The sequence below is a fragment of the Pseudovibrio sp. Ad5 genome (assembly GCF_001623095.1).
In the GTDB taxonomy this organism is placed as follows: domain Bacteria; phylum Pseudomonadota; class Alphaproteobacteria; order Rhizobiales; family Stappiaceae; genus Pseudovibrio.
In genome coordinates this window covers 206872-233100 of sequence record NZ_LMCH01000059.1, presented here as the reverse complement: position 1 = coordinate 233100, position 26229 = coordinate 206872, and the positions used below count along the sequence as shown (strand labels likewise).

The 26229-nt window shown below is 53.5% G+C and carries 31 protein-coding genes; 16 read left to right on the top strand and 15 right to left on the bottom strand.

Annotated features, from left to right (window positions below; all coding sequences use genetic code 11):
* Positions 1-57: 57 nt before the first annotated feature.
* The gene (locus tag PsAD5_RS17445) at positions 58-1317 is read right to left on the bottom strand and encodes an acyl-CoA dehydrogenase family protein (protein WP_244271740.1); all 1260 of its coding nucleotides are present in this window, start codon (positions 1315-1317) and stop codon (positions 58-60) included.
* Between the two features lie 347 nt (positions 1318-1664).
* On the opposite strand from PsAD5_RS17445, the gene PsAD5_RS17440 reads away from it, so the two are divergent.
* From PsAD5_RS17440 to PsAD5_RS17420, 5 genes are all read left to right on the top strand, one after another.
* Positions 1665-2498 (top strand): SDR family oxidoreductase, encoded by an 834-nt coding sequence (locus PsAD5_RS17440; protein WP_063293001.1) that lies wholly within the window; start codon positions 1665-1667, stop codon positions 2496-2498.
* Positions 2499-2505: 7 nt separating this feature from the next.
* Positions 2506-2976 (top strand): MaoC family dehydratase, encoded by a 471-nt coding sequence (locus PsAD5_RS17435; protein ID WP_057462147.1) that lies wholly within the window; start codon positions 2506-2508, stop codon positions 2974-2976.
* Positions 2973-3884: an SDR family NAD(P)-dependent oxidoreductase gene (locus PsAD5_RS17430; protein ID WP_063287846.1), complete on the top strand. Its 912-nt coding sequence runs from the start codon at positions 2973-2975 to the stop codon at positions 3882-3884. Before PsAD5_RS17435 ends, PsAD5_RS17430 begins: the two co-directional genes overlap by 4 nt.
* A gap of 84 nt (positions 3885-3968) precedes the next feature.
* Positions 3969-5006: a phosphotransferase gene (locus tag PsAD5_RS17425; protein ID WP_063293000.1), complete on the top strand. Its 1038-nt coding sequence runs from the start codon at positions 3969-3971 to the stop codon at positions 5004-5006.
* 5 nt (positions 5007-5011) lie between these two features.
* The gene (locus PsAD5_RS17420) at positions 5012-5437 is read left to right on the top strand and encodes a GFA family protein (RefSeq protein WP_446737487.1); all 426 of its coding nucleotides are present in this window, start codon (positions 5012-5014) and stop codon (positions 5435-5437) included.
* A gap of 70 nt (positions 5438-5507) precedes the next feature.
* Here PsAD5_RS17420 and PsAD5_RS17415 read toward each other — a convergent pair whose 3' ends face one another.
* The 8 genes from PsAD5_RS17415 to PsAD5_RS17380 all read right to left on the bottom strand — a co-directional run bounded on the left by PsAD5_RS17415 (position 5508) and on the right by PsAD5_RS17380 (position 12423).
* Positions 5508-6263, bottom strand: a complete 756-nt coding sequence (locus tag PsAD5_RS17415; protein ID WP_063292999.1) for an ABC transporter ATP-binding protein — start codon at positions 6261-6263, stop codon at positions 5508-5510.
* Positions 6260-7045: an ABC transporter ATP-binding protein gene (locus PsAD5_RS17410; protein ID WP_063292998.1), complete on the bottom strand. Its 786-nt coding sequence runs from the start codon at positions 7043-7045 to the stop codon at positions 6260-6262. The genes PsAD5_RS17415 and PsAD5_RS17410 overlap by 4 nt, the downstream gene beginning before the upstream one ends.
* Positions 7039-7908 (bottom strand): ABC transporter permease, encoded by an 870-nt coding sequence (locus PsAD5_RS17405; RefSeq protein ID WP_063292997.1) that lies wholly within the window; start codon positions 7906-7908, stop codon positions 7039-7041. The genes PsAD5_RS17410 and PsAD5_RS17405 overlap by 7 nt, the downstream gene beginning before the upstream one ends.
* Positions 7895-8839 carry an ABC transporter permease gene (locus PsAD5_RS17400; RefSeq protein WP_063292996.1) on the bottom strand — a complete coding sequence of 315 codons (945 nt, stop codon included), beginning with the start codon at positions 8837-8839 and terminating at the stop codon, positions 7895-7897. The genes PsAD5_RS17405 and PsAD5_RS17400 overlap by 14 nt, the downstream gene beginning before the upstream one ends.
* A 65-nt stretch (positions 8840-8904) precedes the next feature.
* On the bottom strand, positions 8905-10461 hold the full coding sequence (locus PsAD5_RS17395) for an ABC transporter substrate-binding protein (protein WP_063293090.1): 1557 nt from the start codon (positions 10459-10461) through the stop codon (positions 8905-8907).
* Between the two features lie 35 nt (positions 10462-10496).
* The gene (locus PsAD5_RS17390) at positions 10497-10868 is read right to left on the bottom strand and encodes a DUF2946 family protein (protein ID WP_153041400.1); all 372 of its coding nucleotides are present in this window, start codon (positions 10866-10868) and stop codon (positions 10497-10499) included.
* A 260-nt stretch (positions 10869-11128) separates the two neighbouring features.
* Positions 11129-11491, bottom strand: coding sequence for a DUF2946 family protein (locus tag PsAD5_RS17385; RefSeq protein ID WP_063287985.1), 363 nt, complete (start codon positions 11489-11491; stop codon positions 11129-11131).
* A 233-nt stretch (positions 11492-11724) separates the two neighbouring features.
* Entirely contained in the window at positions 11725-12423 is a 699-nt protein-coding gene (locus tag PsAD5_RS17380) for a putative metalloprotease CJM1_0395 family protein (RefSeq protein ID WP_063292994.1), read from the bottom strand.
* Positions 12424-12677: 254 nt separating this feature from the next.
* Here PsAD5_RS17380 and PsAD5_RS17370 point away from each other — a divergent pair, with 254 nt between their 5' ends.
* The gene (locus PsAD5_RS17370; protein ID WP_063292992.1) at positions 12678-13313 is read left to right on the top strand and encodes a TetR/AcrR family transcriptional regulator; all 636 of its coding nucleotides are present in this window, start codon (positions 12678-12680) and stop codon (positions 13311-13313) included.
* Positions 13314-13423: 110 nt separating this feature from the next.
* Here the strand turns inward: PsAD5_RS17370 and PsAD5_RS17365 are convergent, their stop codons facing one another.
* The 3 genes from PsAD5_RS17365 to PsAD5_RS17355 all read right to left on the bottom strand — a co-directional run bounded on the left by PsAD5_RS17365 (position 13424) and on the right by PsAD5_RS17355 (position 15231).
* A complete protein-coding gene (locus tag PsAD5_RS17365) occupies positions 13424-13813 on the bottom strand; it encodes a MerR family transcriptional regulator (protein WP_063287855.1) in 390 nt (129 codons plus the stop codon).
* 289 nt (positions 13814-14102) lie between these two features.
* Positions 14103-14663, bottom strand: a complete 561-nt coding sequence (locus PsAD5_RS17360) for a hypothetical protein (RefSeq protein ID WP_063292991.1) — start codon at positions 14661-14663, stop codon at positions 14103-14105.
* A 190-nt stretch (positions 14664-14853) separates the two neighbouring features.
* Positions 14854-15231 carry a GFA family protein gene (locus PsAD5_RS17355; protein WP_063292990.1) on the bottom strand — a complete coding sequence of 126 codons (378 nt, stop codon included), beginning with the start codon at positions 15229-15231 and terminating at the stop codon, positions 14854-14856.
* A 157-nt stretch (positions 15232-15388) separates the two neighbouring features.
* Here PsAD5_RS17355 and PsAD5_RS17350 point away from each other — a divergent pair, with 157 nt between their 5' ends.
* A complete protein-coding gene (locus tag PsAD5_RS17350; RefSeq protein ID WP_063292989.1) occupies positions 15389-15934 on the top strand; it encodes a hypothetical protein in 546 nt (181 codons plus the stop codon).
* A 66-nt stretch (positions 15935-16000) separates the two neighbouring features.
* On the opposite strand, the gene PsAD5_RS17345 is transcribed toward PsAD5_RS17350, so the two are convergent.
* The gene (locus PsAD5_RS17345; RefSeq protein ID WP_063292988.1) at positions 16001-16447 is read right to left on the bottom strand and encodes a hypothetical protein; all 447 of its coding nucleotides are present in this window, start codon (positions 16445-16447) and stop codon (positions 16001-16003) included.
* Positions 16444-17046, bottom strand: coding sequence for a TetR/AcrR family transcriptional regulator (locus tag PsAD5_RS17340; protein ID WP_063292987.1), 603 nt, complete (start codon positions 17044-17046; stop codon positions 16444-16446). Before PsAD5_RS17340 ends, PsAD5_RS17345 begins: the two co-directional genes overlap by 4 nt.
* Before the next feature lie 145 nt (positions 17047-17191).
* Here PsAD5_RS17340 and PsAD5_RS17335 point away from each other — a divergent pair, with 145 nt between their 5' ends.
* The 7 genes from PsAD5_RS17335 (at position 17192) to PsAD5_RS17305 (ending at position 22589) form a co-directional block, all read left to right on the top strand.
* Positions 17192-17791: a COG3904 family protein gene (locus tag PsAD5_RS17335; protein ID WP_063292986.1), complete on the top strand. Its 600-nt coding sequence runs from the start codon at positions 17192-17194 to the stop codon at positions 17789-17791.
* 120 nt (positions 17792-17911) lie between these two features.
* Positions 17912-18505, top strand: a complete 594-nt coding sequence (gene cyaB, locus PsAD5_RS17330; RefSeq protein WP_057462130.1) for a class IV adenylate cyclase — start codon at positions 17912-17914, stop codon at positions 18503-18505.
* Positions 18506-19003: 498 nt separating this feature from the next.
* The gene (locus PsAD5_RS17325) at positions 19004-19741 is read left to right on the top strand and encodes an AraC family transcriptional regulator (protein ID WP_208980887.1); all 738 of its coding nucleotides are present in this window, start codon (positions 19004-19006) and stop codon (positions 19739-19741) included.
* Between the two features lie 33 nt (positions 19742-19774).
* Complete coding sequence (locus tag PsAD5_RS17320) at positions 19775-20038, top strand: hypothetical protein (RefSeq protein ID WP_063287863.1); 264 nt, start codon at positions 19775-19777, stop codon at positions 20036-20038.
* A 144-nt stretch (positions 20039-20182) separates the two neighbouring features.
* Positions 20183-20467: a hypothetical protein gene (locus PsAD5_RS17315; RefSeq protein ID WP_063292985.1), complete on the top strand. Its 285-nt coding sequence runs from the start codon at positions 20183-20185 to the stop codon at positions 20465-20467.
* Between the two features lie 241 nt (positions 20468-20708).
* Entirely contained in the window at positions 20709-21785 is a 1077-nt protein-coding gene (locus PsAD5_RS17310; RefSeq protein WP_063292984.1) for an alpha/beta hydrolase, read from the top strand.
* A 525-nt stretch (positions 21786-22310) separates the two neighbouring features.
* The gene (locus PsAD5_RS17305) at positions 22311-22589 is read left to right on the top strand and encodes a hypothetical protein (protein WP_153040724.1); all 279 of its coding nucleotides are present in this window, start codon (positions 22311-22313) and stop codon (positions 22587-22589) included.
* Positions 22590-22604: 15 nt separating this feature from the next.
* Here the strand turns inward: PsAD5_RS17305 and PsAD5_RS17300 are convergent, their stop codons facing one another.
* Entirely contained in the window at positions 22605-23627 is a 1023-nt protein-coding gene (locus tag PsAD5_RS17300) for a GSU2403 family nucleotidyltransferase fold protein (protein WP_063292982.1), read from the bottom strand.
* Positions 23628-23923: 296 nt separating this feature from the next.
* Here PsAD5_RS17300 and PsAD5_RS17295 point away from each other — a divergent pair, with 296 nt between their 5' ends.
* Complete coding sequence (locus PsAD5_RS17295) at positions 23924-24799, top strand: hypothetical protein (RefSeq protein WP_063292981.1); 876 nt, start codon at positions 23924-23926, stop codon at positions 24797-24799.
* Positions 24800-25331: 532 nt separating this feature from the next.
* Positions 25332-26105: a crotonase/enoyl-CoA hydratase family protein gene (locus tag PsAD5_RS17290; protein ID WP_063292980.1), complete on the top strand. Its 774-nt coding sequence runs from the start codon at positions 25332-25334 to the stop codon at positions 26103-26105.
* Positions 26106-26229: the final 124 nt, after the last annotated feature.

Sequence of the window (26229 nt, the reverse complement as noted above, 5' to 3'; positions counted from 1 at the left end):
TCCCTGTTTTGGAGTGCAGATGCAAAGGATAAGGAGAGCGGTGGCTCTCCTGCCTTATCAGATCTTTTCCTGAGTGTGTTTGCGCAGCTCAGAGCGGCCAATGAAGTTGCGGTGCACGGCATCCGGGCCATCCGCAAAGCGCAAGGTGCGCAGGTTCATCCAGTTGGTTGCCAGTGGGGTATCCTGAGAGATGCCCTGACCGCCAAACATCTGCATGGCTTCATCCGTCACCTTGAGCGCCATGCGCGGGGCGACCACCTTGATCTGGCTGATCCAGAATGCTGCTTCGCGGGCGGAGGCATTGTCCATCATCCATGCAGCTTTCAGGCAGAGGAGGCGGGCCTGCTCAATCTCCATGCGGCATTCTGCGATGATGTCGAAGTTGGCGCCCAGTTTGTAAAGCTGCTTACCAAAGGCTTCACGGTTGATGGAGCGCTTACACATCAGCTCAAGCGCTTGTTCCGCTTGTCCAATTGCTCGCATGCAATGGTGGATACGACCCGGTCCAAGGCGGCCTTGTGCCACTTCAAAACCGCGCCCTTCTTCCAGAAGCAGATTCTCGACAGGGACACGTACATCCTCAAACCGCAAGTGCAAGTGTCCGTGAGGGGCGTGGTCATGGCCAAACACCTGCATCGGGCGCAGCTTGGTGATGCCCGGTGTGTTGGCGTCTACCACGATCATGGAATGCTGCTGATGCTTGGTGCCGTCTGTCGGGGTGTGAACCATGGTGATGTAGACCGCACAGCGCGGGTCGCCAGCGCCAGAAGACCACCACTTCTCGCCGTTCAGCACGTAATGGTCTCCATCTCGCACGCAGGACATGCGGATGTTGGTGGCGTCGGATGAGCCGTGGTCTGGCTCAGTCATCAGGTAGGCTGAGCGAATCTTGCCTTCCAGCATGCGCTTCAGCCAGGTTTCTTTCATCGCCTCGGAGCCATAGCGCTCAAACACCTCCATGTTGCCGGTGTCAGGGGCGTTGCAGTTGAATACTTCTGGTGCGAGCGGAGATTTGCCCATCTCTTCAGCCAGATAGGCGTATTCAACGGTGCTGAGGCCGTAGCCGCGCTTGGAGTCTGTCAGCCAGAAATTCCAAAGGCCTTTGGCGCGTGCGCTGGCCTTGAGACTTTCCAGAATTTCTGTTTGCCGCGGAGTATGTTGCCAGCGGTCTCCCACTGGAATTTCATCATGAAATTCATCCTCGAGGGGCATGATTTCATCGCGAACCATGCTGCGCACTTGTTCCATGAGTGGCGCTACACGCTGGCTTACTCCAAGGTCCATAGCTGGACGTTCGGCTAATAAAGTGTCGCTCATGATTGACCCTCCCAAGACATCTGAGCTCTTTTATCTTTACAGACCCGTGGGGAAATTCCACTTATTATCAGAGGGATAAGTGATCATGAGCTCCCACACAAAATCAAAATCCCAGGCCGGAGAGACAAAAGAAACGAGCTAAAAATTTTGCTTTACAACTGTTGATATACGGAAACATACTACTGAGTATGTTGTCAACTGCGCGCGAAGATGAGCACGCTTGACCATTGGTTTAAGGTGGCCTCCCCAAAACGTGGGTGGCGGTATCTGAATGAAGAAACGCCTGAATCAAGTCGCGTGAGAGGCGGTGGCAGATCGAAGAACACTATGGGAGGTAGGGTGTCTTCATGGGATATCTTGAGGAACTGTTTGGTGTCGCTGGCAAAACAGCGCTGGTAACAGGTGGTGGAACCGGCATTGGCCGCATGGTTGCCACTGCACTGGCAGAAGGTGGCGCCCGCGTCTTCATCTGCTCGCGCAAGCTGGACGTGGTTGAGAAGACAGCACAGGAGATCAATGCGAACCTGAAAGCCAACAATCCGGCGGCTGCCGGATCTGTTGAAGCGTTTCAGGGAGATGTTGGCTCTGAAGAGGGCGTGTTGGCTCTTGCTGAAACTGTGCGTGAGCGCAGTCCAAAGCTTGATATTCTGGTCAACAATGCTGGCATCACCTGGGGTGAGCCACTGGGCACCTTCCCGTATTTTGCGTGGAAGAAGGTGATGGATGTCAACGTGGCAGGCCTGTTCCATTTGACGCAGACGCTATTGCCAGAGCTGAAAGCCAGTGGACGACCGGAAGATCCGGCCCGGGTTATCAATCTGGGCTCGGTCATGGGCTCCACGCCGATTGGGGATGGCGCTTACTCTTACTCAGCCTCAAAGGCCGCAGTGCACCAGCTGACGCGTATCCTCGCAAAAGAACTGGCGAAAGAACACATTACATTCAACGGTTTCGCGCCAGGACCGTTCCAATCCAACATGACAGCGTTTGCAACGGGAACGGACGAAAAAGCAGCGCATGTCGGGAAAGGCGTGCCACTTGGCCGGATCGGGCACCCTGATGACATCGCGGGCGCGACGCTCTTCCTTTGTGGCAAAGGCGGGTCTTATGTCACGGGAGAAGTGATCCCGCTGGATGGTGGCATTCATATCGCCACAGGCACCAATTTGTTTGGACAGTGAGGGGCTTATGGAACTGACCATAGAAGAACTTGAGGCCCGGGTTGGCCAGCAGATCGGCTTGTCTGACTGGGTGGAGGTGGATCAGTATATGATCTCCACCTTTGGCAAACTGACCTTTGATGAGCAGTTTATCCATATGGATCCTGAGCGCGCCGCGGCTGAAACCCCGTTTGGCGGTACCATCGCCCATGGGTTTCTCACACTCTCACTCGCCAGCAAATTCGCCATAGAAACCCTGCCGGATGTGAAGGGGCGGACCATGGGCATCAACTATGGTTTCAATAAAATCCGCTTTTTACATCCTGTCGCCAGTGGTAAGCGCATTCGGGGACGTTTCACTCTGGATAATCTGACCCGCAAGGGAGATGGTCAGATCCTTCAGGAGTTTGGTCTTTCAATTGAGATTGAGGGTGTCGAAAGCCCCGCGTTGGTCGCACAATGGCTGACAATGACGTTTTTTGAGGAGGTAGCTGCATGACGCAGGACACGATAAATTTTGCCGGTCAGGTAGCGATTGTTACGGGCGCAGGCGGTGGGCTTGGTCGTCTTTACGCGCTGGACCTTGCTGCGCGCGGCGCTGCGGTGGTGGTGAATGATCTGGGCGGTTCTGTTGATGGCTCCGGTTCGTCCGCAACCGCTGCTGAAACGGTTGTTGAGGAGATCAAAGCAGCAGGCGGTAAAGCAATCGCCAATGCTGCGGATGTGACGGATGAGACTGCTGTCAACGCTATGGTGGCGGACACTGTTGCAGCATTCGGGCGCGTTGATATTCTCATCAACAACGCTGGCATTTTGCGCGATAAATCCTTTGCCAAGATGGAAATGTCCAACTGGAACAAAGTGGTAGACGTGCACCTCAATGGCGCAGCGCTCTGCACCAAGGCCGTCTGGAACGTGATGAAAGAGCAGGGCTATGGCCGCATCATCATGACTACATCTCCATCCGGCATCTATGGCAACTTTGGGCAGGCGAACTACGGCGCTGCGAAAGCGGGCCTTTGGGGCATGATGAATACGCTTGGCCTTGAAGGGGCAAAAAGCAACATTCACATCAACTGCATCGCACCTTCTGCCGGCACACGCATGACAGAAACTATTATGGATGCTGGCACGCTGAAGATGCTTGCGCCAGAGAACATCACGCCTGCAGTGGTGTTCCTGTGCTCTGAGGCTGCGCCAACCCGTAAGGTGCTTGTGGCCGCTGCCGGCACTTACACACTAGCCGAAATGGTTGAAACACAAGGCATTCATCTGGCTGAGGGCAACCGTACACCAGAGGCAATTTCTGCCAATTGGGGCCGTATTGCTGACCGCACGGATGCGGAGCCGGTGAACAGCGCCATGGAAGGTGTCGCCAAGCTGGTAAAGGCAATGGCCAACGCCTGAGCCTAAAAGCCGATAAGGAGCCTGACTGTTCACGGGACGGAAGAACCGTCAGGCAACCGGATGTTTCATGGAGGAGGGGAGCCCATGACGAACGCCTTGCATACATTAGAGAAACCAGCGCTACAGGCCTATCTGAAGCAGCACATACCGGAGTTTGGTGAGCTTCTGGAGATTGAGAAATTTCCGGGCGGCCAATCCAACCCAACTTACAAGCTGGCGACCTCTGACAAGACCTACGTCATGCGGGCTAAACCTCCGGGAACCTTGCTGAAATCCGCCCATATGGTGGATCGCGAGTATCAGGTGATGACGGCTCTGGCGGGCAGTGATGTGCCTGTGCCCAAGACCTATCATTTGTCTGCGGAGGATTCTCCAATCGGCACAATGTTCTTTGTGATGGAGTATGTTGAAGGGCGGATTTTCTGGGATCCTGCGCTGCCAGAGTGCTCTAATGAAGAGCGTATGGCGATCTTCGCAGAGATGAACCGGGTGTTGGCCGCGCTGCATGATGTCTCTCCCAATGCCGTTGGTCTGATGGACTATGGCAAGCCCGGCAATTACTTTGAGCGGCAGACCGGACGCTGGATCAAACAGTACAAGGCCTCAGAAACCGTCATGATTCCAGCCATGAACCGGCTGATGGAGTGGCTGGAAGCGAACATGGTGGAGGATGATGGTTCGACTTCTCTGGTGCACGGGGATTACCGACTCGACAACCTGATCTTCCATCCCACAGAGCCACGGATTGTGGCTGTGCTGGATTGGGAGCTTTCTACGCTTGGCCATCCGCTGGCGGACCTTGCCTACCAGTGCATGCAGTGGCGTTTGCCGTCTTTCAAAGGTTTGCGCGGTTTGGCAGGGCTGGATCGTGTGGCGCTCGGTATTCCGCTTGAAGAGGAGTACGTACGCCAGTACTGTATGCGTCGCGGGCTTAGCGAGATTGAGAACTGGGAGTTCTATCTCGCGTTCTCTATGTTCCGATTAGCCGCTATTCTTCAAGGGGTTGTGGCCCGTGCGGAAGCGGGTAACGCCTCCAACCCGCAAGCCGCAGAAATGATGCGAAAAGCTGTCCCTCTCATCGCCGGTATGGCGTGTGAGGTGGTTGGCGAACTGGTGGAGTAACGAGTGTGAACAAGCGATCCGGGCGTTGTATGTGCGGGGCGGTGTCCTACAAAATTGAGGGCGCCCCGGTGGTTACGGCTCAATGTCATTGTGAGGAATGCCGCAGGGTGAGTGGGACCGGCCATACGGTTGGTGCCATGTTCCGGGCTGATCAGGTGAATATCTCCGGCGAGCTGGGCGAGTATCTTTACACCTCTGCCAACGGCTCAAAAGTCACCAAAGCCTTCTGCCCAGGTTGCGGAAGTCCGATCTATGGCCGCAACACCAACGCACCTGACCACATGACGTTGCCGCTCGGTTCCATGGACAACGCGGATGATCTGGAAATTGAGGTCGTCATCTTTGACCGCGACAAACCGCATTGGGATGCCCTGCCAGAAACAGCGGCGATCTTCGAAACCCAGCCAGACTGGAAGCCTGAGAAGGCGTGAAGCCTAAAAGAAGTGCTCCACAAACAACAATGCCCGCCTAAATAGGGTTAGGCGGGCATGATAGCGAAGTTCAGTTAAGGGCAGCCGCAGGGGCTGAGTACTTCGAGATCTCGACAAAACGGCGAGAGAGCTGGTGCTCAGGGGCTGCGAAAAACTCTTGTGTTTCCTTGTGTTCTACAATCCTTCCGCCATCCATCACCGCGATGTCATCGGCCAGTTTTGCCAGTGTTTGCAGGTCGTGTGAGATGATCAGGAGGCCCATGTTCATCTCTGCCCGCACCTTGCGCAGCAGGGGGGTTATTTGCTCCTGCGTCACCAGATCCAGCGCGGAGAGCGGCTCATCCAACACAAGAAACCGCGGTTTAACCGCCAAAGCGCGTGCCAGCGCAACACGTTGGCACTGCCCACCAGAAAGCTGATGTGGTCGCTTGGCTGCGCAGGTTGCATCCAACCCAACCCTATCTAACAGGTCTTGTGCCTGTCGCTGGCGTTCAGCCTTGGGCAGCTTATGGATGGCTTTGAGCGGCTCGCAGATTAGGTCCAGTGCACTCAAGAAAGGGCTCAAAGCTGCCAGAGGGTCCTGCCACATGTAGTGGATGATATCTCCGGTTTTGCTGAGGTCGGGGAAGAAGATCTGGTCGTTGTGAAACAGCGTCTCATGCGGTGCGGGGATGATCCCCGTCATCGCCTTGGCGAGCGTTGACTTTCCGCAGCCGGAGCGGCCTACAAGGCCGGTTGTGCAGGAGGGATGCAGGGTTAGGCTGACTTTGGAAAGCACCTGATTGGAGCCATAGGCGATGGAGAGGTGTCTTGCTTGCATGGTCATAGCTGAAGTCTTTCCATAGCGTCTGTAATTTCTGCGGTCGCACGGTGGCAATCCGGGGCGATTGGTTGGTTCAGATCGCAGGCATCAACGAGTTGGCCAGCGTCCATCACCAGCACAGAGGTGCAGGTTTGGCGGACAATGCGCAGATCATGGCTGACGAACAGCAGAGCGGAGCCGGTTTCCTGTTGCACCACGTTGAGAGCCTCTAGCGTTTCGTGCTCGGTGATGACATCAAGGCCAGTGGTCGGCTCATCAGCTATCAAAATAGTTGGCTTTAAAATCAAAGCCATAGCCATCATCACCCGCTGCTTCATGCCGCCGCTCAGGGCATTGGGGTATTGCTTCAGGCAGTGCTGTGGCAGTGAAACCGCTTCGAGTGCCTGAAGGAGAGCATGGTGTGCAGATTGACCGTGCAGTGAGACGTTTCCAGCAGTTTCAAGCAGTTGTGTTTCAATGGTCAGGCTGGGGTGCAATGCGCTGCCGGGGCTTTGGAAAATGCAGAAGATGCCTGTGCCTCTGATCCTCTGTTTCTCAGCAAACGGCATTGCCAGAAGGTCGTTGCCTCGAAACCGGATGGACCCGCTTGAAGCTGCCAGAGGAGCACGCAACGCGCCTGTAATCGCGTGGCAGGTCAATGACTTACCGCAGCCGGATTTGCCAATCAGGCCCAGTCTCTGGTTGGTTGCAAGATCAAAACTGACGCCTTCAACCAGCGGCTCGTTGTTCTGCGCACTGTTGGAAATGGTGAGGTTATGCACCTGAAGAAGGGGGATTTCTACCATCTGTAGGGTTTCCTCTTGTCCAGCTGAAAGCGGATACCTTCGCCCACCAGATTGAAGCTGAGAACGGCGAGGATGATGACGATGCCGGGTGCCAGCACCACGCTTGGGCGCTCTGCGAAGAAAGGCCGTGCTTCGTTGAGCATGGCGCCCCACTCCGCAGCAGGTGGTTGTGCGCCAAGGCCGAGGAAGCTGAGGGAGGAGAGCACCAGCAATAGCCCAGCCATTTCAAGGGAAAGAACCACCAGCAGCGGGGGTAAGATTTGCGGAAGGATGTGCCGCCCGATGATGCTGAGCGGCTTTTGTCCGCATTGGCGGGAGGCTAAAACGTACTCTTTGGAGGCGGCTTCCAGCGTTAACGTGCGGACCAAACGGGCGAGGCTGGGCCACCAGGCGAGGGCGACGCCGATGACGGCGGAGGTGAGGGAGGCGCCCAGATAGCCGATGATGGCGAGGGCGAACACCAGCATGGGAAACGCGAGGAAGATATCCGCAATCCGCATCAAAACCGCATCAACCCAGCCTTTGCAAAGGGCGGAGAGCAGGCCCACGGGCAGGGCGATGGCGAGGATAAGTCCGGCTGTTGTCAGTGCTGTGCCAAGGGAGAGTGCGGTTCCTGCCATCAGGCGGGAGAGGATACACCGGCCCAGATGGTCGGTTCCTATTGGGTAAGTCAGGCTGGGAGCGCTGAGACGGTGCAGCAGGTCAATCTGGTTGGGTGGGTTGGGGGCGAAGGCTTCGCCGCCAATGGCAAGCATGATGAAGAAGCACAGGAAGAGCCCACCCAACAAAAATGTGGTTCTGCCTCTGAGGAGCTGTGTTGCCCGCGAGAGGGGGGTAGATTTTGCACTATCAACGTACGCCATGGTCATCCTCCTTGATGTGAGGCATGAGCCAATGGTTCGTCAGGTCCGCCGCAAAGTTTGCCAGAAAGAACACCAGCCCCATAAACAGCAGATACGCCTGCAGGATCGCAAAGTCCCGCTCCGCGATGGCTTGCAGCGCCAGTTGCCCCAGACCGGGCAGGTTGAAGATATTCTCGATAATCACAGACCCACCCAGCAGGGAACCGAAAGAGATGGCCCAGTTGGTGATGAGTGGCGGCAGAATGGACTTCAGCACGTGACGGCCCAAAATAGCGCGGCGTGACAGGCCTTTAGTGATGGCAAGGCGGATGTAATCTTCGCTCATCACGGCGATAATCCGCTCCCTCACAAGGCGGCTCATCACCGCCGCGTTGCCGAGGGTCAACGTGATCACGGGCAGGATCAGGTCCTGCGCATTGCCGAATTGCAGCAGTTTGAACCACCCAAGACCCAGTGCGAACACCGCCAGCAGAAACAGTGCCAGCCAGAAGGAGGGCACGGAGACCAGAAACATGGTCAGCACGTAAAGGCTGGTAGAGACCGATGTGCGCTGTGATACAGCAGTTACTGTGCCAAGCACCAATGACAAGGCCAGCGAGCTGACGAATGCCAGAACGGACAGCGTTGCCGTGATGGGCAGGTGCTCTTTAAACAGCTCCAACACAGGACGGCCTGAGGCTATGGAGGTGCCCAGATCCAGCCGGAACAGGTCCAGCAGCCAGATAAAGTAGCGCTGGATCAGGGGCTTATCCAAGCCATATTCCACCCGCAGCGCCTCCACCTGCTCCGCGGTGAACGACACGCCCAGGCGGCGCAGCTCCATCTCAATAGGATCACCGGGGGTGAGGCCGATGATTAAAAAACCAATCAGGGTCATGCCAAACAGAGTTGGAATTCCCGAAAGCGTGCGCTTGAAAACAAACTGCTTCATGTGCTGATCTTTCGTGAAAAGGCAGCACAGATCATGGTGTTGCAATGACCTGTGCTGCGCATCTCTTATTTGGTTTGGATAACCTGACCGTAATCGATCCAGTCAGCGTGCTCGAACATCGGGATGCTCAGACCCGGACGGGACAGATTGAAGTTTGGCACCATCAGGATTGGAATAGCAGCCAGTTTGGTCTGCACGATTTCGCGGTGCGCTTCGCGAACAAGTTCAATGACTTCTTCGCGGCTCTGCGCCTGACGGGCATTGTCGAGGATGGTGTCCAGCTTGCCACCCGGTGCGGTGTACTGGTAGCCCCACGGGGTTTTGGAGTGGAACAGGTTGTACAGCAGGTAGGTTGGGTCTGCGTTGTTGTTGGAGGCAAACTCCATGTACAGATCCGCTTCTCCGGTTGCCAGATAGGTGTCGTCGTAAACGCCTGAATCATCAACCTGAACCAGCTCAATGTCGATGCCGATGCCGCGGAACATCTGCTCCAGCAGCTCTGGCATTGGGCGTACGCTGGAAACGTTCGGGTAAGCGGCTACAAGGCGCAGTTTCAGCGGCCTGCCGTCTTTGCTGCGCATGCCATCGCTGCCTTTGGTCCAGCCAGCTTCATCCAGCAGCGCTTCTGCCTTCTGGGTGTTGTAGTCAAAGCCGTCCACGTGCTTGTCGCCAAGACCAAACATCCAGTCTGGCAAAATGCCTTTTGCAACAACGCCTTTGCCGTTGAACAGCACTTGTGCCAGCTGCTCGCGGTTGATGGCATAAGCCAGTGCCTCCCGCACGTGCTTGTCCTTCAGCGTGTCATATGGCGCTTTGCCGTGCAGGTTGGTCAGCAGCGCCACGTAACGGATTGGGCGAGACTGGTGCACCACCACGGAACCGTCTTTTGGCAGGCTCAGCAGCATCTGAGGAGTGACTTCAGCGACGATGTCGACCTCTTTGTTCTGCAGGGCCAGCAAACGCACCTGATCATCTGCAATGAAATGATAGGTTATGTTTTCAACCTTCGGCGCATCCCCCCAATAATCCGCATTGCGTTTCATGCTGATGGACTGCTTTGGCTTGTAGCTATCCAGCAGGTAAGGGCCTGTACCAATTGGATTTTCTGCACGTTCACCGTTGATGGAAAACAGCGATGCCCCACGGTGGGTCATGTTTTCAATGACAAGAGAGGAGTTGATCTCGGACTTGAACGTGAAGGTGTAAGGCCCGGTCTGATCAAAGCTCTCCTGATCAATCTGCAGGAAGTCGGAGCGGCCCTGATCGTACAGCTTCAGCGCATCAATGGCGGCTTTGGCGTCAAAGGTCTGCCCGTCGTGGAACTTGATGCCTTCGCGCAGCTTGATGCTGTAAATGCCGTCTTTGTAGTCCCAAGTCTCAAACAACACGCCTTGCGGAATGAAGTTTTCGTCTGGTTTAACAGCCGTTTCAACAATCTGCCCGGCTGGTCGACGGGTGGTGAAGTTGAACTTCTTCGGGTCGACGCTGTAGCGATCTTTTTTCACCGCAATGCGCAGCTGTTGAATGTCTTCCGCCTGTGCTGTTGGCACGCCGGAAATCAGAGCAGGAAGAGACGCTGCGAGCACACCGCTGACGCCAAGGAGTTGCTTGAATTTATTCATTTCAGTTCCAATCATTATCTGTAATCGAGCGAAAATCAGACAAAGACAGGAGGCGCCCTTGGAGCATGGCTTCGCCGCAAAATTGCGTAGTGTCCCACCTCGTTGTGGGCAAAGACATGCTTCGGTTGAGTGATTTCAAGGATGAACACGCCCAAAGGAGCGGAAGAAGGAGACTTTAGCGCGGCAAGGGAAAAAACGCAGAACGCATTGTTCTTTTTGTCTTTTTGCTCCTCATCCTCATCAGAAGTTTCAAAGAAGATCTGCTGAAGGCCCTGTGCAGTACAGATCGAAATTTCAAAACCATCCGCGCCCGCGCGCGGCATCATGCCGGGTGGCGCAACAAGCTGCAGGATCACAAACCATGTTGCGAGCCAGCAGGCCAGTACGGTGGATGGTTTCAAAGCCAAGTGAACGCACCTTGCATTTGATGAGCAATCAGAGCCAACCTCAGACATTGCCGAGATTGAGGGATGAGCTGTTGCAGGCGTTGAGCTCTGCAGGTCCGAATGCATGCAAATGTGGCGCTGGTTTTTCTACAAGCAGCCTGCAGAAAACCTGAAATTGCCATGGGTTTGCATGACGGAACAGGAATGTCCTTTGAGAAAATAGCCCTTTTATGTCAGCAAATTAGCCACAATAAGAAAGGCTGGGACAAACCAATTTATGCTCAGACGGGAGGTGCTCTGGGTGCTGCGATGCGCACTGTTGTTTCAGCAAGCGCAACGCTTGTTGGCAGTGAAACTACATCGATAGGAAGGGGTGACCCGCCAAACTCTGTGTGAGGAGACGTGCTGAGGGCCTTTGCAACAACACTGCCAAATGCGCAGTTGTCGTAGGCCTTCTGTTCTTCAGCTTGCGGGAGTTCGTTGCCTTGCTCGTCAAGAAGGACTGTTCGCATACCTTGCGCGGTGCAGATGACAATCTCAAAGCCGTCCTCACCGCCGGACACCATCATGCCGGGAGGCGCAACAAGCTGCATCAACACAAACAGTGCAGCAAATACAGTCGCTTTGGCTTTTGTCAGTTTCACAGCAAACTCGAGTGACGCTAAGTACATTTCCGCCTTAGGCCACTACAAAAACCAAGTCAATGACTTTTACTTATATGCACTGCGACTCTATGAAAATATTTTAACAAGTTCTGTCAGGTATTTAGCTCGTAGAGTTATTTTAAAACTCCGAAAAACATCATGATTTCATGGCGTTGTTGCACGCTTGTGGGGTGCTGAGGATTGCTGCTGGGTGAAGAATGCTCAGGTGAGCGTTAAACTGCCGCGGCTTGATAAGCCTGAGTTGCATTGAGCAGCAATGCAGATGGATCAGAGGCGGTTTCAGGATATTCCTGAACCTGCAACAGAGATTGTAACCCGCTGATTTCGCTGGTTTCCTGCTCTTCCTCGCTGCCGCCAAGGTTCTTCTCGCGCAGCTCGGTATAGGCCTGTGCCAGATTCGTCTGGGCTTGCGCTGCAACGGCCTGATCCTGACCGGATGGCTGAGCGGGCGCGAGGGCTGCTGCGATGACCGTGTTCAGCTTGGCAATGCTGGCTTCCGGGTCACCGGAAACGGGGGCAGAGTCGATTGAGACTTCGCCGCCAATGGCATAGCTGTGACCATCCGGGCCGCGAGTCTCGGTATAACTCGGCGCTCCAGCGTAGGCACCGCCTGTTGCTGCATGGGCTTGTTCGTGCGCGCGAACTTCCGCATCACGTGTCTTAAGCTCTTGAACCTGCTCCTGTTCTCCATCGGAAAGCTGTCCGTTTTCATTCTTGGACTTTTCAGAGGAAGAGGAGGCCGCTACCGGGTTGGCAGAAAGGTCGCTTCTGATGGTGACGGAGTCTTTTGGAACCGCATGTTCAACGGAAAAAGACGTGGATTCCTGCTGGTTTACGCGTGCGGGCTGAACTGCGTTGTAAGACGCTGAGCGAGCCAGTCCGGTAAATGAGGATCCAATTCCATCTATCATAGGTTGAACTTATACTAGGGACTGGTGCTTCAGGTAAAGGAATTTCTGATACACAATTTCGTTAGGTATGCTAGGGTTTTGGCTCAGATGGAGGCTGTAAACCTGTGTATTTACAGCGCATTCCTGAAATGTGCCTGTTGGTATTCGGGTAGGACTGGGCGCAAGAAAGATGCTTTAAAGCAGTTTGTCGGATTCAGATTGCAAGTAAACTGCGTTAAAGGGAAGGCAGCGGGAGCCTTTAGGGGAATACGGGAATGATCGAAGATTTGAGCCGGTCTCAGCAGGAGATATTGGACGCTGCTGCGGAGTGTTTCATGAGAATGGGGCCGGATGTGGCTTCCATTGATGACATTGCCGGTCTGCTTGGGTCTACAAAGGGGCGTGTTTACCACCATTTCCGCTCCAAGGGTGAACTGCTTTATGCCGTCCGCCTGCGCTCTGTTTCCCTGCTTATGGAACGGGTTAGCCCCATTGCAGCGCAACACATCCCCCCTGTCGAGAAGCTGCGCGCCATGTCCATTGCCCATGTGCTGCGCATCCTCAAGTTCCTGAGCTATCACCGTGTTGTCAGCGAAGACACCCGCATGTTTTTTCGTGGCGCGGCCAAGCCTCATGAAACACAGATGATCGAGCAAATCATCGAAATGCGCCGTGCCTATGAGAACCTGTATCGCGGTGTGCTGACGGAAGGCATTGAGGCTGGTGTGTTTGCAAAGCAATCGGTCTCCATCACACTGCACTCCATCATCATCCTGATGAACGGCCCATGCTTCTGGTACTCACCGCGCGCCGAGCAAACCGACAAGGATCTGAAAGAAATCGCCCGCAGCGTTTCTGACCTGGTGCTGCGCGCCGTGGTGGCTGATCCAGCGCTGCTGGAAGAGACTTAACCCCCGCGCTAAACGGGGATATCTCGTTTGCGTTGAAATGTGCGTTGCTTTGCGCGATTTAGCGTTTTTCTGCGTTGTTATGTTTTTACGGATTAGGCCGGTTAGACGTTTCAGTCTGCGTGCAGACGATCCAGCAAAGGGCACTGCAGATTACCGCTAGCGCAGTTTCCCATGAGCTCTTCGAGCGCTTTTTCCAACTGTCGAAGGCTTTCGATTTTTTGGCGGACAGACTCCAAATGCGCCTTGCTCATGTCATGAGCGATTTTGCAGTTCTCGTCTTGCTGCTCACCGAGGCTGAGAAGCGCTTGTGCATCTTTGATGGTGAACCCCAGATCCCGGCAGCGTTTGATGAAGCGTAACTGCCCGATCTCCTTTTCGGAGTAGGCGCGCCGTCCGTTATCCCCGCGGGCAGGTTTGATAACTATGCCTTCGCGCTCGTAATAACGGATCGTTTCAATAGCAACGCCACTGCGCTTAGACGCTTCGCCAATCGCGAACATGTGATCACTCCTGCCTTGATCCACTTGAGCTGGTCAGGACATGGCGCCTGATAGCGCGTCCGTGGCGCAACATCGGCAAGACACGCCGGGAACTGCCTGCAGGAAACTCGGACTGGCCGCTTCAGCAATACCGCTTCGCAGTTCGCAGTCTCAAAAATGGTTCAAGACTTCGCCGCAATATCAGGACCTGTTTGGAAAGCGCCACAAACCAGTGCATTTGGCATTGCCGAAACCAGACTGCCATTGAAGATATGCTTCATGAATGGGGCTCTGCTACAAGCTGAGCGCTTTACTTCACCAGCTTTACGTCTCTTGATTTTGTAATCTTCTTTGTTTCAGCAACAGCTTCATCACCAATCTTCTTGGCCTGTTTGTTCTCATCCCCTTTTAAGGATGCATAGCTGCGGTCCATGGTGATATCGAATGTCCCATTCACTGATGGTAATCCCACATCTTCGTATCTAAAAGTCCAAACGGCCTTTTTTCCGGCACTTGAGGCGTTGTGATAAAATTTTGGCTTGGATTGCTTGGCAACCCGCACAACAAAAGACCCGGATGGCAACTTTAAACGAGCACTTAGTTCATGCGCCTTTTCAAAGAGCTTCATGACCATTGGCTTGATTTCATCCGCTTGCTTTTGCTTGTTCTGATCCCCTTTTTTCGCTTCAAATAACAAAAAATTTCCAAGTTTCTGCAGCGTTAGATCAGCCAGCTTGCGGGCTTGTGAATCTCCGGCCAGTTTCGCGCGAGCCTGAAGGATCTTGATACTTTGCTTTGCTTCATGTTCGCTTGGAATACTGCTACTCGACCACTTCTTGGGGAGTTCAGGTGCTTTTATTGCAGTTGGCATCCTCGGCAACCTCTTTATAGACATTCCTCAAGTGAAACGCTCAAGGCTATAGTCATTGGGTTTTGAAGCACGATCAAGAGATTGATTTCTGTTAGGCTTAAAGGTCGTGATTAGATGTTTTTTGAGGGATTTATAGAAAGAAATGATTAGAGGGGTACAGCGCTCTTGCTGAAGCGTGACTGCAACCTTTTCACTCTTCAACACGATCCTTCTCATAGGTTTTTGCAACCGGGAACTCTGGTAGCCAGGTTTCGCGGCGGGTGGTCCAGAGCTCATAGGTTGGGGTCATCTGGTTGGGTTCGTCCAGAGCGCCCAAGTGGACCTCGACTTCGCCTTCACTGGTTGAATAGACGGAAGATCCGCATTTTGGGCAGAAGAAGCGGCCCTGATAGGCGTTCACTTTACCCTCAATACTGACCTTCTCCTCAGGATAGACCGCCGAGGCATGGAAAACGGCGCCGTGATGTTTACGGCAATCCATGCAATGGCAAACGCCAACCCTGTCCGGCTCCCCAGATGCCACAAGCCGAACCGCCCCGCACAAACACCCACCCGTGATTTGCTTCATCTCAACACTCCCCCGTTATCCGTCGGGCAGGGTACTGCGTGACATGTATTGAGGGCAAGGAAGTTTAGAGCAGCGCTTTACACTAATAAGGTTGGGGCAAGCGCAGAGTATAAATATGCATTTAGCATAAAAATATTCTCTAGCCCTTTGTGAGAAAATGAAAAAACATGTTTGTGCCGTACTGGCTTTATCTTTGTTAGCTGCAGGTTGTACCACAACCGCGCAACAAGGCCCTCGCCCAACCGTTGAAGAGATTGTTGATCGCAGCAACAAAACATTCTCTGCTTCAATCGGCGGAGCTATCGACCAATGTATCGATTTTGCGGCGAGTAACAAAGCACCAGATAAAGCGAAGTTTGCAAAGTATGGATACAAGCCAACCTTTGGTCTGGGCTTTCCTGCCTACTTCCGTCCGAAGGACGAAGGAGGCAGCAGATTCCCGGGTTCAAGGGGGGTGACCTTTGTCTTCCACTCTTGGATTGACCGTTGCATGGTGACCAGCAACGGTGTTGGTGGTGGCGTGTATATGCTGGCCGGCTGGATAAGAAGTGAGCTGGTTAAGCGTGGTTGGAAAAAAGTAAAAAGCGACAGCAAGTATAGATATCGCTATGTCAAAAAAGGCGTTGAGGTTGAAGTCTCTGGCTCGCAATCAGGTGGCTTGGCGCAAGTCGTATTGCATCAGACAGACAAGATGAAAAACTAGGCTTTGTGCCCGATTGGAATTGCTTTTGGATGTTGGCGAGAGTTTTGCCAGCATCCTTGAAGTGGCTCAATCCAAACAGCCCCGCACCATCATCCATCTCACGATAAGGGCGGATACGATCATTTCCAGCCAGGCCAGCGGCAAGGTGGTCAGGACGACTTGGGTGGTGGCCAGGTTCATGTTCCAAAGGCCAAGCCAGAGGATGACGAAGATTGTTGCCCAGATTACGCTGCCTGCGTAAAGCGCGTTGCGGATGGTTGGGCCGAACCGTTCCAGCAGCACCCAGCTGAGGCCGGTTGCTGCGAGCACCAGCACTGTGTCCCACACGCCCCAGATCATAAACACCGGCAGGTTCATGGGGGCTACGTCCTGAATTTGCGGAAGTGAGCTGCGCATCAATGGCATGACGAAGGCGAAATAGCGAAAGACCTCGGAAGCATTGATCCAAAGCAGGTTTAGCAGCAGGGCGAGCCAGAAGGCTCCTTTGAGATTTGGGGGAGCGATAGCAGTCATGGGGCCGAAATCCGTGTTCTGATGGTTTCCAAAAATTGTCTGGTGCTGGCGCGCAGAAAATCACCGTCTTGGGTGAGGCGGGAGGTGGACCAGAGGCCGTTGGTGAACACCACCAGCACTCCCGCAAGCAATTCCAGCTCTTCAGCGCTCAGCTGGTGCGGTGCAGGCGTTTCGTTGCGCAACGCATTGAGAAAACCCAGCTTGAGGCGGGCGTTGTGTTCTTCCACCTTGGCCAGAACGTCCGTGTCGTGCGGTGCAACCTCGGTTGCTGAGTTGGCGACAAAGCATCCCGGGCCCGGAAGGCCGGTTTCCTCCGCCCGGCTGATCTGCGCTTCAAAATAGGTTGCGACTTGCTCCAGCGTTGCATCAGGCTGCTCTACCTGAGTGAACGCCGGTGAGACAACGAGGTCCTGATAGCGTTGGAAACACGCGAGGAACATCTGCTTTTTGCCGCCGAATGCGCCGTAAATGGCGTGACGGGTGGCCCCTGTTGATTTCACAAGGTCATCTAGGGAGGAGGCATGGAAGCCGTTCTCCCAAAAATGCTCCAGTGCGCGGTCGGTCAGGTTCTGTGTGGTTATGTTGGCTTTTCTTGGCATGACTCAGTTGATAGCAGAATGATCGTTCTGAATCAAATCAATCCCACAGGAGACGGTGATACTGATAAGCAAGCAGACGATCACCCAGCCTTCATCCCACCTATGAGAAGCACTAGGCCAACAAGAACGACTTGATGGATTTGGAATGGTGGCTTTGAAGAAGATGATAGTTTGGCCCGCAGCGGCGTTGTTGGTGCTGGTGCTGGCCGGGTGTGGCTCGATTGAAGATGACTACGAGATTGCACGGTTTGAGGCCGTGGATGGAGAACTGCTGATGAATGGAGTCATCAGCTCGTCCACGCCGATTGATTTGCGGGCGGCTTTGGATGAGAACCCGAAGATCAAACGCATCGTCATGGTGGATGTACCGGGTTCCGATGATGATTACGCCAATCTGGAGGCGGGCCGCATAGTTCATGAACGCGGGCTGACCACGGTTATTCCGTCAAACGGTATTATCGCGTCTGGTGGGACGGACTTCTTCCTTGCGGGTAAAAAGCGAGTTGTGGTGAAGGGCGCGCGCATTGGTGTGCATTCATGGAGTGCTGAGGATTACAACGCGCTGGACTTGTCCAAAACGCATAAGGAGCACGAGAAGTATCTCAAGTACTACAAAAACATCGGCATCGATCCGCTGTTCTACTGGTACACACTGGAAGCCGCGCCGCCGGAAGATGTGCATTGGATGACCGACAGCGAGATGAAGCGCTACAAGGTCGGCACCCAATATGCCTCCCGACCATAAGGGCCTTTAGCGACACAAACATACATCACGGGTCACGTAACAGTGGTCCGTGATGCTTCCGCTCTTGCATCCCTCTCAAACGCTTTTTAAGGATACTCTTATGAGCTTAGGGAGCCTGTGATGACTGGGACCGATCTTCAAACCAAAGGCATGCTGTGTGATCCGGGGGATCACTTCAAAGGTATCTATGAAGTGGAGCGCAAATACGCTGTTGCCGATCTTGAAGTGATCCGCAGTCAGCTGGAAGCGCGTGGAGCCGTGCCCTTCACCCTTGGCAATACCGAGCAAGACATCTTTTATGACCTTGCAGACAGGCGCCTTGCCAACAACAACCAGCAACACGTGCTGCGTGTCATGCGCCCGTCAGGCCGTGCACTCTGGATCAGCAAAGGGCCGGGGCCGGACAAATGTATCTCCATGGATATGGCAGATGCAGATCAGACGAACGCCATGATTCTGTCTTTGGGGTTTGAGGAGGTCGAGCGGCTGGAAAAGAAGCGCGACATCTACTTTCTCGGCAAGTTCCACATCACGCTGGATGAAGTCCCTGACCTTGGCCGTTTTGTTGAACTGGCTATCATGACAGATGACGCCGACATGCTATCTCAGCACGAGCAGGAGATCGGCGAACTGGCCAACAGCTTCAACCTCTCCTCAAACGCCCTGCAAACCCAATCCTACCGCGCCATGCAGCAGGCTTTGAAAAAGGCCTGAATTCATTTCAGGATTTACTGATTTAGCTTTAAAACACACCCATTTGCGGGGTGTGTACTGTGGGCCTGTGCGCATCCATTTGAAAACTATGGTGTTCATACCCGTAAGTAATTGTGCCCGTTTTTCTATTCTTGAAGGCCGAAAATATTCGCAAGGGTAATACTGGGGTTAAGTTTCGCTGTTTAGTTGATACTAAAATTATGCACTAGGTATAAATGCATAATGAATTTATTTTTGGAATAGTTATGAGTGGAATATTTAATGCAATCAGAGTGGACCTATATACGTGACGGTCATTTCAGAAAGTACTTTGACGCATCTGCTCCACTCTACGTAAACAACGAAAACGTCTCTGCTATAATTAGCAATATTGAATACAACCAAGAGCTTCAGGTTCGGATTGCCAAAATACTTCCAAAACGGGATTTTAGCGCTTGTTATACTTCTTTTAGAAACGAAGCCTGCACGATATCCGGAAATTTTCTTTTACAAGGCTCGTTGGTTGCAACAGTCTCCGGGGTTGGGCAATTTAGTCTGAGTGCGGATCGGGCTAATTTTGTCAGATACGGCCCCTCTACCACCAAATTTCAGATTGCGCGCGGCACCGACCTGCAGTTGCTCTCCTATTCAATTTCAGAGGAGTTCCTCGCACGGGCTCTTGAAGACGACATTCCTGCCACGTTCCTTCCGTTTCTGAAGCGAAGCGAGCCGGAGTTTAACCTGTTGGAGTTTCGCCCGACACCAGAGATGCGGCGGCTTGTGCGGTCTGTGATCAGCAGTCCGCTGGTTGGGACCATGCGGAACCTGTTTATTGAAGGCGCCGTGCTGCAATTGCTGGCTCTGAAAGCCAACTTTCTCAGCAATCAGGTGTCGGCTGGCGGAATGCTTAACGAGTACGAAGTGGCGAGTGTGCAGCGAGCCTACAAGCTGCTGATGGGCAGCCTCAGCACGCCGCTGTCTTTGAGTGATCTGGCGTACAAAGTGAACCTTGGCGAGAAGCGCCTGAACAGCGGTTTCAAGAAGATTTTCGGAGGGACGGTTTTTGAGGTCTACCGCAATGAGCGGCTGGAGATTGCACGCAAAACGATTGAGCAGAGCGATGCCTCGCTCTCTAAAATCGCGCAGCACATTGGCTATCGCCACTACAACAATTTCATAAGCGCGTTCACGCGGCAGTTTGGGGTGTCTCCTGCAAAATACCGGAGGCATTCGCGGGATAATAAAAACACGGAATAGGTCATTAATTTAAAAAATACGGGGTGAGGCGGAATGTCGGAATTGAATATTATCAGAGAGGACGAAACCTCTTTTCATCAGGAATTAGAAGGCCTTCAACTTGCATCCTGCCAATTGAAGAACCTCGTGGAAGCTCTGAACATCGTTTTGACTAGCCGGCTGGAGCACACACGGGAATACGACATGCTGCTCACTATCAATCACGCAATTATGGGACACAATGAGGACCTGCAGGATCGCAGTCTACGGGTTCTCGCCCTGCTTCAACATTCAGGTGACCCTACCTACGTAGATTGAGGGTGATTGCAGCACCACGCCCCTGTGCCGGGTGATGCGGAGAGGGAGTTCAACGGGTCAATTAACTGGCATCAGATCAGACCTGCCCGTTGGCATCCCGTCTCTGTCTGTTCAGGAATAGCATATAGAAAAAGGATCGAGGCTATGCACCAAGACAATCCTCGGCAACAACAGCAACTGGTTGAACCGGGAAGCATTCGTATTTCTGGGCTGACGGTGAGAGAAAACCCGCGTATCAACCGCATTCAGTTTGTGTTTGATGAGCAACCCAGCGAGGAGATCTGCCGAATCTTAAAGAGCAATGCGTTCCGCTGGTCGCGTCATGAAGACGCCTGGCAGCGGCAACTCAGCCTGACCAGTCGCAAAATCGCAGTAAAAGCCCTGCTGGAAATCAAAGCCCTCGCGACACCTGCCAAGCGGGCACGGTGACGGGAACCGCACGCCTCTGCCTTTGTCGCCTGCTCTCCCGTTTCTGCCCACCATACGTGCATGGCGTGGTATCTTGACATTGGTGCATTCGCGCCGCCATCATTCTTCAAATTTTAGCTATTTGAGGTGGTTTGCCTTTATTTGAGGGCAACGAAACTGCTTTAAGCCGTTGGTCCTGCGTGTTTGTCCCAGGCATTTCCTTGGGCCAGCTCGTAATGTGCACCAAAGCATTGGGGTGAAGATGATTGAGATTCCAACACTTCTCGAAGCGCGGTCTGTTCAATCTAAGCGATTGACCACGCGGGTGCTGTTCTCTGGCCCTGAAGACGGTGTGCCGATCTTCTTTATTCATGGCAGTCTTTCTGCTGCCACGTGGTTTGAAGAAACTATGCAGCGCTTGCCCGAGTTTTTTCGTGCCATTGCGCCAGATTTGCGCGGGTATGCAGGCGCTGACCCTGCCGCTGTGGTGGATGCAACCCGTGGCACCAAGGATTTTTCCGATGACCTTGCCGCGCTGATGGACGAGTTGGGGATTGAGGCTGCGCATATGGTTGGCCACTCGCTCGGCGGCGGAGTGCTCTGGCAGTTTCTTGCTGATTATCCGCAGCGAGTGCTGTCTCTCACGCAAGTCAGCCCGTCCTCTCCCTTTGGCTTTGGGTGCTGCAAAGCGGATGGCTCGCCGTGTTTTGAAGACGGGGCAGGCAGCGGGGCTGCGGCGGTGAACCCTGAGTTTGTGAAGCTGCTTATGGGCAAAGACAGCAGTACGGGGAGTGATTTTTCTCCGCGCAACATCCTCAATACGTTTGTCTGGAAGCCGCCCTTCCAGCCCACGCGGCTAGGCGATTACATGACAACCGTGTTTGCGCAGCATACCGGCGACAAATCCTATCCGGGGGATGTGGTGCCCTCGCCCAATTGGCCGGGTGTCGCTCCGGGCCGTTATGGCAGCACCAATGCACTTGTACCCACCCGTCAGGCAAACCCTCTGGGGTTCTGTGATGTTGAGGCCAAACCGCCTGTGCTTTGGGTGCATGGCGCGGATGATCTCGTTGTCTCTGATGCCTCCATGTTTGATCTGGGCTCATTAGGCAAACTCGGTTTCCTCCCCAGCTGGCCCGGCGAAGAGGCCTTCCCACCGCAGCCGATGGTCACCCAGACCTCCCAAGCGCTGGACCGCTATGAGGCAAATGGTGGAAGCGTTGAGCGTTACGTGGTCAGGAACTGCGGCCACACCGCCTACATCGAAAAGCCGGAGGAGTTTGACGCGGTGTTCCATGCTTTCCTGATGAAACATGTGAGTGTGACTGAGGCGAGTTGAGGGTGTGAGCTGAGAGTACTCGAAACTAGTAGATCTCGCCCTTTAAAATAAACCAGTGATAATAAGCTAGATAAATCATAATGTTGTCGGTCTGTTCCTGTCAGCATAGGCTCTCCTATACCACCCCTTTGCGAAGCAGCAGCACGCGCCAGTCCGTGCAATTGGAGAGGTTAGGCACTCCGACAGAAGCAAAGCCTGGTCAAAGGAGGTGGTGGTTAGGTGAGATTTGAATTGAGGTTCAAAGTAAAAAGAGCCCGAAGACGACTGGCAGTCTACTTTCGGGCTCTTTTTAGGATAACCTAACAACCGGAGCGGGGAGTTAGCGCTTCCCGTTCCACTTGCCTAATATAACGCGTCTTCCTTAAGTCTTCAAGAAACCTGAGGGGCAGTAAGCCCCCTGAATGCTCAGAGGTCGGTGTGCTGCTATCGTGACTTTAGCTCCCTATAAAGGTAGAGATGCTCTGTATGTATGCAGGCGATACTCTCAGCTTTGATGCTAGTGAGGCCAATACTAAGGGGAGTGTTATGTGGGTTGGAAACGGTGAGTTTGATAGCTACGGGTATTTGAAAACCGCGTTTATCAAAGGACAGATGGACGGAGAGCTGAAGCCGGATATGTGCTATCGGATTTTTGATAGGGGCGGTACAAACACTTCTCAGCAGTTTCATTTTGTGCCCGTTGATATGAACGGAAATGAGTTAGGGCCTTCTGTCCTCAATACTGCTGGGAATATTGTTTATTCCATTTGGGAGAAAGGGCATCTTTCGCAAGACTGCAACATCAGCAATCTGTTCATGGCGTGAGTTTTGAAAGCGGGCCTACAGTCCCTCTACAAACTCCTCAAACTCAGGGTGTTCCTGCCATGAACCGTCGGGCCAGAGGGCTTTCATGGCTTTTACGATGGGATCGCTCCAACCTTGCTTGCCTTGGGATTGTGCCGCCAGCAGTTCGTCGCTGATCATGCCGGGGCGGGTGCGCCCAATGACCTCGATCAGAGCTTTGGCCTGTGCCAGATCCTTCGTCACCTTTGTCGCTGTATGCGCGCGCTTTTGTGAGATGATGAGCTTGTGCACGGCATAGCGTTCTGGTCGTGGCACATACACCGGAATGCCCGCCCCGAAGGGCAGGGCGGCAGGTGTGGACTCGTCAATCAACCAAGCCAGATATTGCAGGCTCATGGCTCCCGCATCCAACCCCTGTAGCTCCAGCGGTTGCTTTTCGCCGCGCTTGCGGGTTGGGGTCAGCAAGTCCACCACAAACCCGATGCGAGAGCGGAAACGCGATGGCTTGGCGCGTCCGTCCAGTTCCGGAATAGGCTCAAAACTCGGGTCGGCGTCTTTCAAGATCGAGAGCATATCGATGCCCTCATCTGCTTTGATGGCCAGTGAGGCAGCCACCAGATCTGCATCATCCGTCGCCAACTGTGTGGATGGTAACGTACACCCCAACAGCAGCGGGTAGCACTGATAAGCCAGCGTCCCCACCAGAATGGCGCCATTGCGGAACAGGCCATGATAGGCCATGGCATCCAGCACGCGGCCCGCATAGCTGTGTGTCGACAGCACACCGACTTTGTTGAGTACGCTCAGGTCCTTACGCCGCGCTCGCGCCCGCTCGCTGGCATACTTGATCTGCTCGACCTTCGCCTGTGTTTCCGGCTGCAACGCTGGCCCCACATACAGGCTCTTGCGCCCGGCACCGACCGGCATCTTGACGAAAATGTTCTCCACATTCCCCTTCGCCTGCTGATAAACCGAGCCCCGCAAAGCCCTGCTGTCATCATGCGTTTTCTGAATATAATCGGCGGCGAGATTCTGATAGGCGAGAGGAAGATCTGTCATGTAGGCAGTATAGACAGTTTGTTCCTAAAGTGTCTATACCATTATATAGTTCCAGGTGTATTGAGGCCGGACCTGATGAAATCGATTTTCCTAAGTAATGAACTGCGTGGCTTATTATAATTCATGTGATTTATGCATGTATTGTGGTAGAATACTTGCAGCTTTGATTGCGTTGTTTTCTTTGAAATAGATTCCGTTGTCAGGTTTGCTGCAGACTTTCGATGAAAGTGCATGATGCTCTTCTGCAGACTCGGATTTACCGAGATGTCCCATTATTTCCAGAGAGGGACAGAAACATGAATTCTGTTGATTTAAATACTAGCAGTGTTCAGCTGTTCGAAACACAGCACCCTGTGCAGCTACCCAACTCCTCTGCGGTGCAACCGGAGACCGATGAGGGCCTCAAGACCCTTCGAGCGAACGCATCAGGGATTGACTTTAAGCCTGTTGCAATTGGTGAAGGAACTTCGGATAGCCTGATTTCTGAAGAAACTAGAAATGTGCTGGCAGAGATGTCGCTCAAGTATCATGCTGCGGAACTTCAGTTTGAGTTTGCTCCACTTCGAGCCGCGTTTACCTCTATGAACTCCTCACTTGCGGAAAACAACGGAGACTATTCAGGTCTTGCTGATCGCCTTGGAAATTTTCAGGAAGGCATGCAGGGCATTCTTGCTAATGGCATAGAATTTAACCCAGCCAATCCCTTCCTCCGGAATGAGGACCTTCTCGAGGAGCTGGTAAATATTCTGCCAGATAGCACTGATGGTGAGCCAAACGATTTAACTGGCGTGCAGACTTGGGTTCTTCAAGGGAAAGCTGCTGAAAATGCAGGTTTGGCAGGGATAAACGTACTTACATTCGATTTCTCAGAGATGCTTGAGGGTGATGATGCCGAGAGCGTTGTAAGTGTTCTGGGAGAAGCCGTTGCTAGCTGGCAAGGTGCACTTGATCAGGCTTATAACAGCATTAGTGTGATCCGTGATGAGAAGATTGCTGGGTTGTCTCAGCCAGCGGAACCAGTCGATTCTGAGGCTGCCGCAAACGTTGATAAGGACATGAATTTAGATCTGGCGCGCGAGAAAGCGCAGCACGTTCAGACTGAGCTCGCCAAACAGGTCTTCTCATTGGTCAATGCGACATCTCCAAGCGCTCTGGCGTCCTTCAGCTTGTAAAATATTGGAGAAGCTGCGCCTGCTGCTGGCGCAGCTCTGAAGATCTGGATGCTCAGAATCGGTATAGACATTTTGATTTGAAAATGTCTATACCGATAGCCACATGACCAATCTTCCCGAACCCCCAAATGCTTTGAGTGTAGAAACAACCTATACTTGCAATATTGGATCCTCTCCCCAAATATTGTTTAGGTCGGGAAGAGGGGAGGAGCTATTGGAAAATGAAGGCGGAAAGAAGAGGCCTAGTAAAACACTTGTGGTTACAGGCATACTTGGCTGGCTTCTTGTCATTTGAGAGTTTCTGTATTTTCTCACACGCATTCCCATCCTCATAATACTGGGAACAGGTGCAGCCTTCTTTGCCCTCGAAAAGGTCTTAGATGTCGTGCTTGGGCGTATCTTTAGAAGAAAGCCCAAGCAATAAATCCCCCGTAAACGCTCTGCCAAATAGAGACCCACACTCCACCTTTGAATGGCTGACGGGGCTTGGCAAGTTCTGTTAGGCTTCTCCTGAATTTCAGGGGAGGGGTTTATGGCGGTTGGTTTTGAGGTTGAGGGGACGACGGCGGTTATTACGCTGGATAGACCTGAACGGCGCAATGCGGTGGATGGGGAGACGGCGCAGCTGCTGGTGGATGCCTTTACTCGTTTTGATGAGGACGACAGCCTCTCCGTTGCCGTGTTCACCGGGTCTCAAGGCACGTTCTGCGCTGGGGCTGACCTTAAAGCCATTTCAGAAGGCAAGCTTAATACCCTGCAAGAGGAAGGCGATTTCGCGCCGATGGGCCCGTCTCGAATGCGGCTATCAAAGCCAGTGATTGCGGCGATTGAGGGCCATGCAGTGGCTGGCGGGTTGGAGCTGGCGCTTTGGGCGGATATGCGCGTTGCCGGAAAATCTGCGGTGTTTGGCGTCTATTGCCGGCGGTTTGGCGTGCCACTGATTGATATGGGTACCATCCGCCTGCCGCGTTTGATCGGCCAATCCCGCGCCGCAGATATGATCCTGACAGGACGCAGTGTGAGCGGCGAGGAAGCCGTGGCTTTTGGCCTCGTCAATCGCCTGGTGGAAGACGGGGAGGCTCTCACCAGGGCGAAGGAATTGGCGGCGCATATGGCGCAATTTCCGCAAATGTGCATGCGCAGTGACCGGCTTTCCATGTTTGAACAGTGGGACATGACAGAAGCAGAAGCGATCAGGAACGAGATGCGGCGCGGCCTTTCGGTAATCTCCAGCGGAGAGACCGTTTCCGGCGCAACGGCTTTCAGCCACGGCAAGGGACGCCACGGGGTAGGTGTAGAAAGCTGACGAGCACATTGATTGCGACTGGGTAAACGCAGGCTGCACAATTTTGCGGGCCTCGCTAAGACTGCCTACACCTAAACTCCAATAAACATTACTTAGCGGAAGGCATTTTTCTTCGCATGATATA

Bases quoted from the DNA above. Each gene is read 5' to 3' on its own strand.
- PsAD5_RS17415 (WP_063292999.1), bottom strand. From the start codon at position 6,263: ATGACCATGCAAGCAAGACACCTCTCCATCGCCTATGGCTCCAATCAG.
- PsAD5_RS17315 (WP_063292985.1), top strand. From the start codon at position 20,183: ATGCACCAAGACAATCCTCGGCAACAACAGCAACTGGTTGAACCGGGA.
- PsAD5_RS17310 (WP_063292984.1), top strand. From the start codon at position 20,709: ATGATTGAGATTCCAACACTTCTCGAAGCGCGGTCTGTTCAATCTAAG.
- PsAD5_RS17360 (WP_063292991.1), bottom strand. From the start codon at position 14,663: ATGCCAACTGCAATAAAAGCACCTGAACTCCCCAAGAAGTGGTCGAGT.
- PsAD5_RS17435 (WP_057462147.1), top strand. From the start codon at position 2,506: ATGGAACTGACCATAGAAGAACTTGAGGCCCGGGTTGGCCAGCAGATC.
- PsAD5_RS17380 (WP_063292994.1), bottom strand. From the start codon at position 12,423: ATGATAGATGGAATTGGATCCTCATTTACCGGACTGGCTCGCTCAGCG.
- PsAD5_RS17345 (WP_063292988.1), bottom strand. From the start codon at position 16,447: ATGACTGCTATCGCTCCCCCAAATCTCAAAGGAGCCTTCTGGCTCGCC.
- PsAD5_RS17365 (WP_063287855.1), bottom strand. From the start codon at position 13,813: ATGTTCGCGATTGGCGAAGCGTCTAAGCGCAGTGGCGTTGCTATTGAA.
- PsAD5_RS17405 (WP_063292997.1), bottom strand. From the start codon at position 7,908: ATGGCGTACGTTGATAGTGCAAAATCTACCCCCCTCTCGCGGGCAACA.
- PsAD5_RS17400 (WP_063292996.1), bottom strand. From the start codon at position 8,839: ATGAAGCAGTTTGTTTTCAAGCGCACGCTTTCGGGAATTCCAACTCTG.
- PsAD5_RS17440 (WP_063293001.1), top strand. From the start codon at position 1,665: ATGGGATATCTTGAGGAACTGTTTGGTGTCGCTGGCAAAACAGCGCTG.
- PsAD5_RS17410 (WP_063292998.1), bottom strand. From the start codon at position 7,045: ATGGTAGAAATCCCCCTTCTTCAGGTGCATAACCTCACCATTTCCAAC.
- PsAD5_RS17370 (WP_063292992.1), top strand. From the start codon at position 12,678: ATGATCGAAGATTTGAGCCGGTCTCAGCAGGAGATATTGGACGCTGCT.
- PsAD5_RS17350 (WP_063292989.1), top strand. From the start codon at position 15,389: ATGAAAAAACATGTTTGTGCCGTACTGGCTTTATCTTTGTTAGCTGCA.
- PsAD5_RS17395 (WP_063293090.1), bottom strand. From the start codon at position 10,461: ATGAATAAATTCAAGCAACTCCTTGGCGTCAGCGGTGTGCTCGCAGCG.
- PsAD5_RS17290 (WP_063292980.1), top strand. From the start codon at position 25,332: ATGGCGGTTGGTTTTGAGGTTGAGGGGACGACGGCGGTTATTACGCTG.
- PsAD5_RS17295 (WP_063292981.1), top strand. From the start codon at position 23,924: ATGAATTCTGTTGATTTAAATACTAGCAGTGTTCAGCTGTTCGAAACA.
- PsAD5_RS17340 (WP_063292987.1), bottom strand. From the start codon at position 17,046: ATGCCAAGAAAAGCCAACATAACCACACAGAACCTGACCGACCGCGCA.
- PsAD5_RS17300 (WP_063292982.1), bottom strand. From the start codon at position 23,627: ATGACAGATCTTCCTCTCGCCTATCAGAATCTCGCCGCCGATTATATT.
- PsAD5_RS17305 (WP_153040724.1), top strand. From the start codon at position 22,311: ATGTGGGTTGGAAACGGTGAGTTTGATAGCTACGGGTATTTGAAAACC.
- PsAD5_RS17430 (WP_063287846.1), top strand. From the start codon at position 2,973: ATGACGCAGGACACGATAAATTTTGCCGGTCAGGTAGCGATTGTTACG.
- PsAD5_RS17355 (WP_063292990.1), bottom strand. From the start codon at position 15,231: ATGAAGCAAATCACGGGTGGGTGTTTGTGCGGGGCGGTTCGGCTTGTG.
- cyaB (WP_057462130.1), top strand. From the start codon at position 17,912: ATGACTGGGACCGATCTTCAAACCAAAGGCATGCTGTGTGATCCGGGG.
- PsAD5_RS17445 (WP_244271740.1), bottom strand. From the start codon at position 1,317: ATGAGCGACACTTTATTAGCCGAACGTCCAGCTATGGACCTTGGAGTA.
- PsAD5_RS17425 (WP_063293000.1), top strand. From the start codon at position 3,969: ATGACGAACGCCTTGCATACATTAGAGAAACCAGCGCTACAGGCCTAT.
- PsAD5_RS17335 (WP_063292986.1), top strand. From the start codon at position 17,192: ATGGTGGCTTTGAAGAAGATGATAGTTTGGCCCGCAGCGGCGTTGTTG.
- PsAD5_RS17320 (WP_063287863.1), top strand. From the start codon at position 19,775: ATGTCGGAATTGAATATTATCAGAGAGGACGAAACCTCTTTTCATCAG.